This window comes from Cellvibrio sp. KY-YJ-3 (genome assembly GCF_008806955.1).
In the GTDB taxonomy this organism is placed as follows: domain Bacteria; phylum Pseudomonadota; class Gammaproteobacteria; order Pseudomonadales; family Cellvibrionaceae; genus Cellvibrio.
This window is the reverse complement of record NZ_CP031727.1, coordinates 2,026,832-2,041,483: the sequence shown is the minus strand read 5'-3', so window position 1 is coordinate 2,041,483 and position 14,652 is coordinate 2,026,832. Positions and strand designations below refer to the sequence as shown.

13 protein-coding genes are annotated in these 14,652 nt (G+C 49.8%); 8 read left to right on the top strand and 5 right to left on the bottom strand.

The annotated features are described in order from the left end of the window. Positions 1–9: 9 nt before the first annotated feature. On the top strand, positions 10–621 hold the full coding sequence (locus tag D0B88_RS08665) for a YigZ family protein (protein ID WP_151056571.1): 612 nt from the start codon (positions 10–12) through the stop codon (positions 619–621). 47 nt (positions 622–668) lie between these two features. Next, complete coding sequence (locus D0B88_RS08660; RefSeq protein ID WP_151056569.1) at positions 669–1,952, top strand: DUF445 domain-containing protein; 1,284 nt, start codon at positions 669–671, stop codon at positions 1,950–1,952. Between the two features lie 18 nt (positions 1,953–1,970). Here D0B88_RS08660 and D0B88_RS08655 read toward each other — a convergent pair whose 3' ends face one another. Further along, positions 1,971–2,807 carry a sulfurtransferase gene (locus D0B88_RS08655; protein ID WP_151056567.1) on the bottom strand — a complete coding sequence of 279 codons (837 nt, stop codon included), beginning with the start codon at positions 2,805–2,807 and terminating at the stop codon, positions 1,971–1,973. Positions 2,808–2,987: 180 nt separating this feature from the next. Here D0B88_RS08655 and D0B88_RS08650 point away from each other — a divergent pair, with 180 nt between their 5' ends. Then, complete coding sequence (locus D0B88_RS08650) at positions 2,988–3,848, top strand: YciI family protein (RefSeq protein WP_151056565.1); 861 nt, start codon at positions 2,988–2,990, stop codon at positions 3,846–3,848. A gap of 121 nt (positions 3,849–3,969) precedes the next feature. Here the strand turns inward: D0B88_RS08650 and D0B88_RS08645 are convergent, their stop codons facing one another. The 4 genes from D0B88_RS08645 to D0B88_RS08630 form a co-directional block, all read right to left on the bottom strand. Then, entirely contained in the window at positions 3,970–5,136 is a 1,167-nt protein-coding gene (locus D0B88_RS08645; RefSeq protein WP_040392868.1) for a low temperature requirement protein A, read from the bottom strand. Between the two features lie 68 nt (positions 5,137–5,204). Next, complete coding sequence (locus D0B88_RS08640; protein ID WP_151056563.1) at positions 5,205–8,324, bottom strand: ATP-binding protein; 3,120 nt, start codon at positions 8,322–8,324, stop codon at positions 5,205–5,207. After that, a complete protein-coding gene (locus D0B88_RS08635) occupies positions 8,272–9,555 on the bottom strand; it encodes an EAL domain-containing protein (RefSeq protein WP_151056561.1) in 1,284 nt (427 codons plus the stop codon). The genes D0B88_RS08640 and D0B88_RS08635 overlap by 53 nt, the downstream gene beginning before the upstream one ends. A gap of 28 nt (positions 9,556–9,583) precedes the next feature. Next, positions 9,584–10,507 (bottom strand): protein-glutamate O-methyltransferase CheR, encoded by a 924-nt coding sequence (locus D0B88_RS08630; protein WP_151056559.1) that lies wholly within the window; start codon positions 10,505–10,507, stop codon positions 9,584–9,586. A gap of 313 nt (positions 10,508–10,820) precedes the next feature. Between D0B88_RS08630 and D0B88_RS08625 the strand changes: the two genes are divergently transcribed. The 5 genes from D0B88_RS08625 to D0B88_RS08605 all read left to right on the top strand — a co-directional run bounded on the left by D0B88_RS08625 (position 10,821) and on the right by D0B88_RS08605 (position 14,560). Next, entirely contained in the window at positions 10,821–11,414 is a 594-nt protein-coding gene (locus D0B88_RS08625; protein WP_151056557.1) for a hypothetical protein, read from the top strand. Then, complete coding sequence (locus D0B88_RS08620) at positions 11,404–12,354, top strand: nucleotidyl transferase AbiEii/AbiGii toxin family protein (protein ID WP_151056555.1); 951 nt, start codon at positions 11,404–11,406, stop codon at positions 12,352–12,354. The genes D0B88_RS08625 and D0B88_RS08620 overlap by 11 nt, the downstream gene beginning before the upstream one ends. A gap of 313 nt (positions 12,355–12,667) precedes the next feature. Next, positions 12,668–13,315 (top strand): hypothetical protein, encoded by a 648-nt coding sequence (locus tag D0B88_RS08615; RefSeq protein ID WP_151056553.1) that lies wholly within the window; start codon positions 12,668–12,670, stop codon positions 13,313–13,315. Between the two features lie 130 nt (positions 13,316–13,445). Then, positions 13,446–13,760 (top strand): hypothetical protein, encoded by a 315-nt coding sequence (locus D0B88_RS08610; RefSeq protein WP_151056551.1) that lies wholly within the window; start codon positions 13,446–13,448, stop codon positions 13,758–13,760. A gap of 95 nt (positions 13,761–13,855) precedes the next feature. Continuing rightward, positions 13,856–14,560, top strand: a complete 705-nt coding sequence (locus tag D0B88_RS08605; RefSeq protein ID WP_151056549.1) for an ankyrin repeat domain-containing protein — start codon at positions 13,856–13,858, stop codon at positions 14,558–14,560. The last annotated feature ends 92 nt before the right edge of the window (positions 14,561–14,652 follow it).

The window sequence follows — 14,652 nt, the reverse complement described above, 5'->3', positions numbered from 1 at the left end:
GGAGCCTTGATGTCCACCTACACCATCCTCGCTGAGGCTGTTGAATCCACCACTGAAGAAAAGAACAGTGATTTTCTGACGTTTCTACACCCCGTTACTTCCCGTGAAGAAGCGATGTTGCAGGTGGAGCAATATCGGAAAAAATACCCGGATGCAAACCACGTGTGCTGGGCTTATGTGATTGGCAATACGCGGCAGCCGCAAACCCAGGCGTTTAGTGATGATGGTGAACCTTCCGGTACCGCGGGCAAACCGATGCTGCATGTGCTCACTGAACGTGAAGTGGGAAATTCGCTGGCGGTAGTGGTGCGTTATTTTGGCGGAGTGAAATTAGGTGCGGGTGGATTAGTGCGCGCCTATTCTGCTGCGGTTTCTACGGCGGTTGGGCGCGCGCAATTAATTGCGGTTACACCGAGCATACAGCTGCAGGTCACGGTGGATTTCGCGAAAGAAACTAAAGTTCGGCATATTGTGAACCAGTATCAGGGGCACATTTTACAGGTGGATTACGCCACCCAAGTAACGCTGGAAATTAGCCTCGCGGCCGCTGATACCGAGTTATTTTCGCAACAAGTAATCAATGAAACGGCGGGAGATGCTACTGTGCGGTTACTCAGTTGATAAAACCAGTGACCATATGCGCCGCCGCACCGAAAGGAAATTAATCCATGACTAAAGAAATTGAACTCAAAAAATCCAAACGCCTCGCGGTATATTTTTTGGGGTTTGCGGCGTTCACTTTTATCACCACATTATTTTTACCTGTTGATCGTTGGTGGGTTGGGTTAATGCGGGCGATATCGGAAGCGGCCATGGTGGGCGCACTGGCTGACTGGTTTGCAGTGGTCGCATTATTTAAACGGGTGCCTATCCCCATTATTTCCGCACATACCGAAATTATCCCGAAGAACAAAAATAAAATTGCGGAGAATCTCGCACTGTTTGTCCGTGAAAAATTTCTGGACCCGGACTCCATAGTCGCACTTATCCAAAAACACGACCCCGCACAAAAAGCCGCTGATTGGTTATGCGCTGCAGACAACACCAAAAAACTCGGCACCTATTTAGTCAAGTTAACGGCGGGTATGATCGATTTTATTGAAGATGCCGCCGTGCAAAAATTCATGACCAAAGCGATACATGCGATGCTGGATAAAATGGATTTATCTACCTCAGCTGGCATGTTACTGGAAGTAATGACCAAAAATAATCGCCACCAAACGCTGCTCAACGAAGGCATTAACCAATTCGCGCTGATTTTGCGCGAAGAAGATACCCAGGCATTTATCGCCGAGGGAATTATTGAATGGCTGAAAGAAGAGCATCCCATCGCGGAAAAAATCGTGCCCTCCGCCTGGGTTGGCAAAGCCGGGGCGGAAATCGCAATTAAAGCAGCGAGCCGGCTACTGAATGAGGTGAACGACAATCAAGAGCATCCACTCCGCTTAAATTTTAATAGATATACACAAGAATTTATTCAAAAACTGAAAACAGACCCGGAGTTTTTTGCGAAGGCGGAAGAAATAAAACACTATTTGAAAAACGATGAAACTTTCAATACGTATATGGGCGCACTGTGGCGCGACCTGAAAGATTGGCTCAAACGCGACTGCGCCGATGAAAACTCGGTTCTGCACGCTAAAATTTCCGAGACAGGACAATGGCTAGGCAAAACACTGGCCGAGGATGCAAGCCTGCGCCAGTCGCTCAATTTACATATGGAAGATGCCGCAAAAAAAATGGCGCCCGATTTTGCGCAATTTTTAACGGTACATATACGCGATACGGTGAAAAGTTGGGACAGTAAGGAGATGTCGCACCAGATTGAACTGAATATCGGCAAAGATCTGCAGTACATCCGCATCAACGGCACCATCGTGGGTGGATGCATCGGTTGCCTGCTGTATTTAATTGTTCACGCGCAGGAGATTTTTCAGTTTTTGGTGAATTAAATCCTGCGCTTGAAACCCTTAAGTTCCGCGGGAGGAAACTTCAATCGGCAACGATTCAATTGCACCCCACTCGGCCCAGGAACCGTCGTACACGCGAATATTGTGATAACCGCACAACAGCGCCGCAACGTAACCAATGCAGGCTGTCACACCCGAGCCGCAGGAAAAAATTAATTGCTGATCACCACTGCAGCCAGCCTCCTGAAATAATTTTTCCAATTCCGCACGCGGTTTGAAGCGGCCGTCGCGAATAAAATTGGCGTAGGGAATATTGGCCGAACCGGGAATATGGCCACTGCGTACACCCGCGCGCGGCTCGGGCACTTGGCCATTAAACCGCGCGGCGCCTCTGACATCGATAATACGAATGTTCGCCTTGCCAATCGCCGCTAATACATCTTCTTTTGTTGCCACGCGGTTGCTTTGCTCGTGCGCACTAAAATCCCCTTCAGGGTTTGCAGTAAGGGTTTCATGAGCAATGGGATAACCACTCGCCTTCCATGCGGGAATACCGCCGTTTAGCAGCAACACATTATTGCAGCCCATCATCGTCAGGTTGAACCACACCCGCGGCGCCGAATAAATGCCGATGTTGTCGCACACCACTATGGTGGAATCATTATTGATGCCCAGTGCTCGCGCTTTGGATTCAAAATCGCGGGCGGATAACAAGGTGTGGGGAAATGGCGCGTCGGGTTTTGAAAAATCATCAATATCAAACAGCCGCGACGCGGGAATAAAATCTGACTCATTCAGGGATTCCGCTGCCACACCCACCGGCCGCAATAGGCAGCAGAGCAATAGACTATTATCCTGTTTGAGGATTTCCTGCAGTTGCGCGGCTTCAATTAACATGATGACTCCTTGGGATAGTGTGGTTTGAGCAGGTTCGCCCCTGCTGCAGGGATTGCGCAAAATAATAACCCATTCGCAAAAAATATTTATCGGCCTGTCGAATTCCCGTAACCCTGTTCGACTATTTATCAGTAACACCCTAAAACTTCCCAAATAACTGTTCACTAAAGGAGAACAACAATGAAAGTCATGGTAATGGTAAAAGCCTCTGCAGGTTCTGAAGCGGGAAAAATGCCGAGCGAAGCGCTGATGACGGCGATGATGAATTTTAACGAAGAGCTGGTGAAGGCTGGCATTATGGAGTCCGGCGATGGGCTTAAACCCACCAGCCAAGGCGTGCGCGTACGTTTTGATGGCAGCCAGCGTGTGGTCACCACCGGCCCCTTTACCGAAACCAACGAATTAATTGCGGGCTATTGGATTTGGAATGTGAGCTCCATGGAAGAGGCCATCGAATGGGTGAAAAAGTGCCCCAATCCCATGGAAGAGGAAGCATCCGATATTGAAATTCGCACCTTTTATGACATAGAAGATTTTGCCGACGCTGACCCCGAGGGCAAATCCCGCGCGCAAGACGCGGCACTGCGCCAGGCACTGGCGATGCAAAAAGTGGAAGTGAATAACTATTTATTTTTCTCCGGCCGCTGCGATGAAGCGCTGGCGTTTTATCAACAACATTTAAATGCCGCGATTAAATTCCTGATTCGCTTTAACGAAAGCCCCGACCCCATGCCCGAAGGCATGTTGCAAGCAGGCTTTGAAAATAAAGTGATGCACGCGGAATTCAGCCTTGGCAATGCCGTAGTCATGGCGTCCGATGGTTGTAATGATGTGGAAAAGTTCAGCGGCTTTCGCCTCACCTTAACGGTACCGAGCGAAGACGAAGCGCGCCGTATTTTTGCAGCGCTGGCCAGCAATGGCGGCACAGTGGATATGCCGCTGATGCAAACCTTTTGGTCGCCGCTGTACGGCCAAGTGACCGATCAATTTGGCGTGGGTTGGATGGTGATGTTGCCGGGTGAAGAGCCAGCGCAGAGCTAATTCTGCGCAGAGTAAATGGGTGATAACACGGGCAGTCTCTTTAGCCGATAAAACCGGCTTAAGAAACTGCCCGTTTTTTTTATCTATCGTTTTTTATCTATCGTTTCTTATTAACAGTTTTTTACGCATCGCGTTTAACCACCAGTGTTTCCCACACAGCAACCACAATCAGAATGCCAGTAGTCACCGCACTTAATGCCAATGCAGAGAAATGGTGATGGGTGGCAAGTGGAATGGCACTGCACAACAACAGCAAACCAACCATGTGTGACAAAGGCGGCGTGCGACGGTCATTGGTCACCCACTTAAACAACATGCAGCCCGCTAAATAAAGCGCAGGGCCACCAATAATGGCCGCAATACCCGCAGGGGTTGCATGATCGGGATGCGCAAGCACCAGTTCATCGGCAACAGCGCAGACAATAATCCCGGCAATAATCGGGGCATGCATGTAGGTGTAAGCAAGGCGCGCCTGGCTGCCGGGGTCTGCGGAATGCAGGATGCGATGATGGGCGCGCTGCAAACCGGAATCAAAATAAATCCACCACAGGGCGAGTGAACCAATCACCGCGATTAAAAAGGCGCTGATTACCTCTGCGCTCCATTGTTGCTCCGCAAAGGTGGCGCCCGTCACCAGGAGCGATTCACCCAGCGCAATAATCACAAACAGCGCGCAGCGCTCTGCCATGTGATTGCCTTCCACATCCCAATCGCTGGTGCTGGAACGCCCTAAACCCGGCACCCAAAAAAGCGCGGCGGGCGAAATAAATTCGATAAAAAAGGCGATGCACCACAAAAGCAAACGCTGCTGGCCTTCGTGTAGCCCACCGGCAATCCAAAAAATGGCAGAGAAACACAACCAGATAAAAATGCGCTGAAAACTGCGCACAAAATTCGGTTTGCTGTGGCGAATGGCGTAAAGAAAAAACGCAGTGCGCCCGACTTGCATAAATACGTAAGCACAGGCGAATAACAAACCGCGCTCGGTAAATGCAGCCGGAATAGACACTGACATCAGCAGGCCAGCCAACATCAGCGCAAATAAACACAAGCGCACCGGCAGGCGATCCGGATCGAGCCAATTAGTAACCCAGGAGGTGTAAATCCATACCCACCATACGGCGAGCAATAACAACAAATGTTTTAACACACCATCGAGCGTTAAATTGGCCAGCAGGGAATGGGAGAGCTGGGTGATCGCAAATACAAAAACCAAATCAAAAAACAATTCGACCATCGCGACCTTGCCACTTTGGTCGCTGCCTCTAACGCGCAGTAACGACAACATCAATCAACCCTCGCCCTCAATAATGTGAGGCGCCACCATAACAGCCCGCGTGCAGAAGTGGGAGCCACTCAGGTTGCCGCCGGTAGCCCCAATTCCACCAACTCCACCATCGCCTGCAATTCCTGACTGACTGCCTGGGTAGCGGATTGAAGCCGGGACTGATTTTGAAGTGAAGTTTGATCACTAGCGTTATCGCGCAGCAGTTGTTCAAGCTGTTGCGCCAATTGCTCCAATGTATTCATCCCCAAACTGCCCGCGAGGGATTTGAGCGAATGCACCTGGTTAAGGGCGTCCGCTGGGTCCTGGGCGATTAACGCCACTAAGCCGCTAGCCAAACTGGCGCGCTCGGCGGCAAACCGCTCCAGCAGGCGACGGTAGAGGGCGTGGTTGTGCATCAGGTTGTGCAGGGCGCGCTGGGTGTCTATACCGCCGCGCTGTAATATGTCGAAGGGATCGGCGGCGGCAACCAAGGGCACAACTTGATGCTGCGCCTGACCCCAGCGGCGCAGCACCGCTTGCAGCTGCGCAGGTTCAATCGGCTTGGATAAATAGTCATCCATGCCCGCCGCCAGATAGGCTTCGCGGTCGCCCGGCAGCGCATTGGCGGTAACGGCCACAATCGGGATAAACGTGCCCGCAGCCAGCGCCCGGATGCGCGCGGCAGCTTCTACGCCGTCCATGCCCGGCAGCTGGATATCCATCAAAATCAGCGCAAAATGCTGCTGCTCCACCGCGGCAATTGCCTCTGGCCCCGAGCCGACACAGGTTACTTGCACCCCCATGCCGGTGAGTAGCGACTCAATGATTTCCTGATTGAGCAGGTTGTCCTCCACTACCAGCACCGGGCAAAGCGCCGGTAGCGATTGCTCTGCCGTTTGTTCTGTTGATCGCCCCGCGAGCGGTTCAGTTCCGGCGTTGTGAGCGGGTTTATCGAGCGTGACCCGCAAGCGGAAACAGCTGCCCTGCCCCGGAATACTTTTTACATCGATATGCGCGCCCATAAGTTCCGCGAGATTTTTGCAAATGGATAGCCCCAACCCCGTGCCTTCAAAACGGCGCGCACTGGAGCTGTCCACCTGCTCAAACGGTTGGAATAACCTGGGCAACTGCTCGACCGCGATACCTATGCCGGTGTCCTCCACATCAAATAATAATTCCACCTGCTCAGGCCAATCGCGCACCTTGGTGACACGCAGGATCACCCCGCCCTGATCGGTAAATTTCACCGCGTTGGCGCAAAAGTTAATCAGTATCTGCCCCAGGCGCAGCTCATCACCCAGCAGGGCTTTAGGGATGGTCGGGTCTATGTCCGCGCGTAGGGTAAGGCCTTTGGCGGCGGCTTTTTCAAAGACCAGATCCAGGGTTTTATCCACCAATTGCTCAACCGCAAAGGGGTTGTTGTCCAGGCTGAGTTTGCCCGCCTCCATACGCGAGAAATTCAAAATATCGTTAATAATTTGCAGCAAGTGTTCACCCGAGCCGCGCATTTTTTCCAGATAAATCCGCAGCCGCAGTTCCGGCCCGCTGGCCAAGGCCACATGGGCGAGGCCGATAATGGCGTTGAGCGGCGTGCGGATTTCATGGCTCATATTGGCGAGGAACTCGGCCTTGGAGTGCGACGCGGCCAGCGCTTCGTCCTTGGCGATCATCAACTCGCGGGTGCGCTCGCTCACCAGTTGTTCCAGATTTTGGTTGACCAGCGCCAGCTGCTGGTTGGCCACCACCCGCTCGGTAGAATCCACCCAGATGGTCGCGATGGCCTGGGGCGATTGACCGCGATGGTAGACAACCGGAAAACGCACTATGCGGTAGTAGCGCGGCTTGCCCTCGGCATCCAGCACCTCGCTGATAAAATCCTTGTGGTAGGAATCGCTGTCCAATTCCCGCTCTGCATCCACCAGTGGCCGCAGCCAGGAGGGAATGGGCAGTTGGTCGATATTGCGCCCGAGCAGTTCGGTTTTGCCCAGCCCAACCAACTCACAAAAGGAAGGGTTGACCACAATGATGTGGTGATTGAGCGAGGTCATGTGAATGGGTGGTGGCAGGTTGTCCAGCAGCGAGCGAAAGCGCCCCTCACGAATCGATAGCCGGCGCCGGTTAATTATCGCCGCGCCGGTGAGCAACACTATCAGCAGGTTGGCGCCAATGCTGAGCGCGACAATAATATTGCGCGAGGCCAAATAGGGCGACATAGCTTCGTGCATGTCCTGCTCGACAATAATGCCCAGCTCCATCTCCTCCAGCCAACGCCCCGCCCCCGCTACCGCCACACCGCGATAATCCTGATAACCCAGGCTGACATAGGCACCCTGGCGATTAATTAAAAAATCCACCATCCGTGTCATTGGGCTTTGGCTGCCCTGCAGCGAGAAGTGATCGGCCATGACCTGTTCGCCCGCTTTGGTGGCCGAAAACCGCGGCGGGGTGACAAATATGCCCTTGCGATCAATCGCGTAAATTTCGCCCGAGGCGCCACTGCGGCCATTGAAAAAAATGGGAAAGAAACTGGATTGGGTGTTAAAGCGCAAACAGAAATAACCGGGGGTAGTGAGGTTTTCATCCAGTGCGATACACATGTTTTGCATAAGTGTACCGGCGGGTTGCGGGCCGCGCGGGCCATCGATAGGGAGCATGGCAGCGACCGGGCGGGAAATGGCCGGGCGATTGGCCAGGGCTTTATCCAATACCTCGTGGGTTTCGGCCAGGCGCACCGGCTGCCGGCGATAACTGGCACTACTCGCTGCGACCAATACCCGCTCGCGATTGATCACCGAATAGCCATCAAAACCCATCACCATCAGCACCGGGTAAAGCCAATCACGCAGGGCGTCGTGGGTGGCGGGGTTGTTCCCCTGCTCCATCAGCACCTGTTTGATCAGTGTGCGCCCCTGTACCGAATTGGCGAGCATATGAATCGCCGCCAAATTCTGCTGCTGCCAAACGTTAATCAATTCCGAGAAGGAGTTAAGCGAACCCTGCAAGTGCTCGCGCACTATGCGCTCCTGGGTAGTGTGTACATGACGCAGGGCAAAGAGGGTAGAAAAAATCAGCAGGGCTATGGCTAGCACTGCTGATAAGAGGGTGGGATTGACCAGCGATAAAAAAGGAAAGCGTTGCGCTACACGAGCAGAGTATTCAGTTATCCAGCGATAGAGGTTTGGCATATGGTGTTTGACTTTGCGCAGCACGTTCAATCCAGCCCAGCAACTCGCGTCCGGGTAATGGTCGCGCCAGCAGGAACCCTTGCGCCTGATTACAACCCAGGCTTTGCAGCAAGTGTAGCTCGGCTTCGGTCTCTACACCTTCGGCCACGGTTTTAATCCCCAAACGGGTGCCGGTATCGATAGCGGATTTCAAAATATTGCGCAGGTACTGGCGCTCGGGTGCACCGTGTACAAAGGAGCGATCAATCTTTAACTCGGAAAAAGGAAAGCGTGACAACTGCTGCATGGAGGAAAACCCCGTGCCGTAATCGTCGATAGAAATACCAAAACCTTTCAAGCGCAAGCGGCTGATAGTGGCGAGCGCGGAGGGTAAATCCACCACCAGCGCGCTCTCGGTAATTTCAAACGTAATAAAATGCGCGGGGATGCCCTGGCGAATTACCCGCTGGATAATTTCATTGGCGAGGTTGAATTCCGCGAGGGATTTGGCCGAGAGGTTAATGGCCACCGGAATATATTGCCCGTGCTCCCACCAGTTATTCATGTCCTGCAGTATCTGCTCTAGCAGCGACAGGGTTAAATCGCCAATCAGCCCATGCTCCTCCGCCAGCGGAATAAACAAACTGGGTGGAATCCAATCGCCTTGGGCATTTTTCCAGCGCGCAAGCGCCTCCACACCGGCGACCTGCATGGTGTTTAAATCCAGCTTGGGCTGGTAAAACACTTGAATATTGGCGCGCTCCAGCGCTTGTTTCAGCTGGGCCAGATCGGGCGCCAAGGCGTTTTTGGTATCCGTGCCGGGCGCCGCAGTGGCAGCGCTGTAGCTACTCAGGGCATCGGCTAAATCGGCGGGGTTAATCGGTTTACGGAAGGCACCGAGCAGGGTAATGCCCAGCGCTTCGGCCATAGTGGCAACGGCGCTAATCAGCACTTCATCGGAACTGCTGGCGAGAATCACCGCCGGTTTATGGGCAAAGGTAGCAATTTGTTGCAGCACTTCTATGCCATCCATGACCGGCATTTCCAGATCCAGCATCATCACCGCAGGCGGTTGGGCGATGCTGGCTAAATGTTCCAGCGCCGCCTTGCCGTTCGCCGCTTCAATCACTTGGCTAATGCCAAACGCACTCAAGCACAAATGCGCGCTGTAGCGGTGCATGCTGCTGTCGTCCACCACCATTACCCCACGCTGGTGTAAATCTGCGTGCAGATCGGCTACCGGGTTGAGGTTGATGGATGAGTGCAAAGAAATCATAAAAGGCTTCTCGTGATTAAACCGCCAGTTAGCTGGCGATGCGGCCAAACGCAGCGCGGTGCGGAGCAAGCTCTGCGCGCTGCAGGCTAAACGCGGCGCGCTGGGAATTAGTTTCCGCACGCTCGACGTGGTTTTTATTAACAGTAATAGGTTTGCGATAAATAGAGGGGCGCAGTGTATCCACTGGCACCTGTAAACCCTGCAAGCTTTCGCAGTGCCCCAGAATTAACCATCCACCGGGGCGCAGTGCTTGCAACACATTATTCAGTACTTGTTGTTTGGTCGGGTTATCAAAATAAATCAGCACATTGCGCAAAAAAATCACATCGAACTTTTCCTGCTCGGGGCGCGGGTGCAGCAAATTGTGCAATTCAAAATTCAGCGGCGCGCGCAGCGAGGGAACAACGGCCAACATACCGTCATATTCGCCAATGCCACGGCGACAAAAACGCTTTAAATAATCTGCCGGCATATGGTTGATGCGCTCGGCACGATACACACCCTGACGCGCGTGTTCCAGCACCTTGCGCGAAATATCGGTAGCCAAAATAGTCCAGTTGCTGGTGCCCCAACAATCCGCCAGCACCATCGCAATACTGTATGGCTCTTCGCCAGTGGAGGCAGCGGCGCACCAAACACGCATGGTGCCGCTACCTTGGCGGGGAATTATCTCATTGCGCAAAAAATCAAAATGCGCAGGTTCGCGGAAGAAATAGGTTTCATTGGTGGTGAGCAAATCGAGCATGATGTCGCGCTCATCCGCACCCTCGGGGCGAGCAATAAAATTGACGTAGGCGTCGTAGTTGGTGAACCCATAAATCGCCAAACGACGCCACAAACGACCTGTCACCAACGCGGTTTTATCCGGGCCAATCACAATGCCTGCCGTGCGATAGACAAACTCGCGGATCTTACCCAAGGCAGAGGCGCTGATGTCGTTGTGGAAATTCATCTATTCAAACCATCCAAAGTAAAAGGGTGAGCCAATTGTTATGACTAGCAGTGGTTCACAGTGTGATGGTTAGGCAAAAAAGACGTGAGAGTAAAAATACTCAGGTGCTGTGAGGGGAAACCCCTAGGGGGACAACACCCAGGTGGGGAGCACTGCTATGGGGGGCAGTTAGCTTTTGAAGAATGCTCCCCCAAAAAAGCTCATCAGTTTGTATGACGCACGCATCGCCTGCATGAATTTTTAATAAAAATATTGGCATATTTCGCAGCATTGTGTATTTTGTGTACAGAAAAGTCGCATATTGGGTATGAACATGTCCGCATTGGATGAATTGAAGCAACACTTGGAGCCGGGTCAGGTATACCGCAGAGGTGATCTGGCGCAGTGGAGTAATGCTGTTGATCGCCACTTGAAGCTGCTGGTAAAGGACGGGACCTTACAGAAGGTTTCCCAAGGTGTTTATGCCTGCCCCAAGAAAACGTCTTTTGGTAAGGCGGCGCCAGAGGATTACAAGCTGGTCGAAGCCTTCTTAAAAACGGACGACTTCTTGTTGTTTTCCCCGAATACCTACAACGCCTTAGGGGTTGGTACAACACAGCTCTATAACGAGCAAATCGTCTACAACCGAAAGCGTCATGGAAAGTTCAAGCTGGGTAACCGTACCTTCAACTTTCAGATGAAGCCTTACTTCCCCAAAGAAGTTTCAAAAGAATTCCTATTGGTCGACTTGGTGAATAACGTAAATAAATTGGCAGAGGAGCAGAACGTTGTGTTGGAGCGTGTTAGTCGCCTAGCTGCCAGCATGGACTCATCGTCTTTGAAAAAAGATGCCCAACTTTATGGTGGTGTTCGAGCCAGAAAATTATTTGCATCAATTGATAATAAGGCGGCGACACATGCCGCTTGATTATTTGCATCACCATGAAGATTACAAAGATCTCATTCGCACAGTTGCTGAAGAAAAAGGTATTGCCCCTGATCTGGTAGAAAAAGATTATTGGATTATGCATTGTCTTTATGGGCTGACCCAGCAGGGCTATTCATTTGAGCTTAAAGGTGGGACGAGCCTATCAAAAGGTTTCGGTATTATTCATCGCTTCTCCGAAGATATTGATATTCGCATTGAGCCAGCCCTTGGGGCCAATGTAGCTACAGGGAAAAATCAAAATAAAGATCAGCACTGTGAAAGCCGAAAGGCTTTTTATGATCAGCTTGCCCAAGAGATTGTTATTAATGGCATTGATGAAGTTGTAAGAGATTACAGTTTTGACGATGAAAAATTTCGAAGTGCTGGTATTCGCTTGAAATATTCCAGTGCTAATCCAGTTTCTGCCGGTATTAAAGACGGTGTGTTATTGGAGGTAGGGTTTGATACCGTAACACCTAACAGGCGAATCGATATCAGTTCATGGGCGCTGGATTTTGCCAAACAGCATAACGTATCAGTCATAGATAATCTGGCTACAGCGATCCCCTGCTACGAACCTGGTTACACCTTTGTCGAAAAGCTACAAACGATAGCGACAAAATATAGAAATCAGCAAGAGCGCGGCGGCATGCCCAAAAACTTTATGCGGCATTACTACGATCTATATTGTTTGCTTGAAGATGAAAGCGTTAAATCTTTTATTGGTACGGATGCGTATCATGCTCATAAGCTTGCCCGTTTCCCCGAGAAAGATTATCAAATACCGATTGCCGAGAATGAGGCTTTTATTTTGTCTGATGTAACTACGAGAGATTTGTACAGGGAAAGTTATCAAGCAACATCGGCGCTTTATTATCAACAACAACCGAGCTTTGATGCACTACTGGAAAGAATTAGTTTAATTCTTAGTAAGCTATGAATATTTAGAGCAGTAATGCCGTGTAATTGAATCACCAGCGGACTAATGATATCTGTTGGCTGATGTCTGCAATAAACACAAACAAAAACAATTGCCTAATTCAACTTGGTAAAACCAGACAAAAGTGATACATAGCCAGTGATATGAAGAGCCAGCCGAATTACCGATTTTTTAAAACACAAAACCAATTTCAACTACTTGATGTTTATGCAATTATAGGCCACCGCAAACTCGCATTAGAAATGATATGCGGCGGGAGGATATACGGCTGTGGCCGTCTAATAAACTGTTAGCTTACCACTAGGGAGTAAAAATGAATTCCGAGAGAACATATAGAGCATTGATGGACGAGCGTTGGAATTTGGAAGATCTTTACGAGTTTCCTCATACATTCTCTCAAGCACATTCATTTATATACTGTTTAGATTTTGATGAGGATGAAAATAATGCGGAGAGAGTAAATTTTTCTCTCACAAATTATCCATGGCAAGGTGGCTATAGCTATACAAACATATACACGGTTTTTCAAAATAGAATTCATCCCGATGACCGCCCCAAAATTGCTGAAATAAAATATGCCTCCCCCGGCTGGATTGACATACTGATGAATCCAATTGTAGCTCTCAAAGTCGCGCAATCAGTGGGCATTCTAATCGGTTGCGGCGTGGCTGCAGTAGAGGCTTACAAGAGAATTGACAAGGCTCGCTTAGAAATTGCATACAATAGAAAAAAGCAACAAATGGAGTTCGCTCAGTTTAGCGCTAATGAAACGAAATATATAAATGAAATGTCCAATGAAATTGCAAAGAATATTGGTTTTTCGAGCTTAGCATCACTTCAAAAAAGAACAGGAAATCCTGAAGTAACTCTCAAGCTACTGCTTGCGCACAATAGGCGACTTAGAAAGCTAGCTGATTATGTCATTGAAGGAAAAATATCGCTTCCAAATAAATTAAAATAGAGCTAACAAGGCATTCCACCTGACGAATTGTAAGCGGCTCTTTTGCAATATCGCTGCGCGAAGTTTATCGCAACGCGCCACTTACAATCCGCAGGTGAACGCAACGTTAGCGAATAATCAAGGATAAAAAATGAACATCAACGATATGCCAATGAATGAAACCATTAAGTTCTCTGATCATGAATTTATTTCTGTCATGATGACACGTATCGAAGACGAAAAAATGATTGTCCAATATGTAAATAAAACCAATGGAGATGAAGTTGCTAGATTGGGCTTATGGGGTAATGGCAATTCCGAGCTTATATCAATTGATTACTCATATTGGACTTGCACTATTAATGGCAGTCCTGCAACAAATACAGACTTATCTGATCTTATAGATAGAAAATTGGGTTCTGTAAATATCAATGCGGAACAGCGGACAATCAACTTTCTACTCTAAAGCGCTACAAAGTGGTGCAACCCGCGCACTACGTGCGCTGGACAGTTTTCAAGTTATTGATAATAATTTTAAAAGGTTTAGGGCTACTAATCGCTATGAATAAGAAAATAGAGTTAGCTGCCAAGGCAGCGATTGAGTGTGATGATCTGGCAGCGTTCTCGGAAATATTTCAAGCACAACAGGATACTATCAAGAAGCACCTTTTAGTTAATGGAAACACCTTTGCGCATTGGTCGGCGGCTGAGAATGCTATTGAATGTCTTAAATTTATGCATGCTAACGGGTTTGACCTCAACGCTAAAAATTCTGATCAATCCACATTGCTATGGTTTTCGGTAATGAGCGGTGCAATGGAGGCCACAAAGTTTCTATTGGAGATAGGATGCGATCCAAATGAACGATGCGAGCACGGAAGAAATGCAGCGTATGCACTAGCGTCGCTGAGAGCATGTCAAGATTTCCCAGCAATGTTGGAGTTGCTGGTTCGTTACGACTGCGTAATCGATATGGTTGATGACACGGGTATGCCTATCCTTGCCTTTGCGACCGATGAGCTAAATCCAGAGTTTATCGCCGCAGCTTTACCTTACATAGCGAACATTAACCATACCGATTTGAATGGCAGAACTGCGCTTGATTATGTGGCTTATGCTGAGTCAGGCATAGAGTTTCTTTGTGCAGAATTGCTTCTTGCAAATGGAGCTCAGCGCGGAGCAAGGTTTCAGGATGGGGATAGTGACTCTTGGAACATGTTTCGTGAGGAGACTGATATCGATGAGGATGTAGAACATCAACACTGATGCGCGTAAAGCAAAGTACGCATCTCGAGAGCTCATAGTCGTGAGCCAGAATGCTATGTTGTACATAAAAATTCCTAACGAGCGGTTGCAAC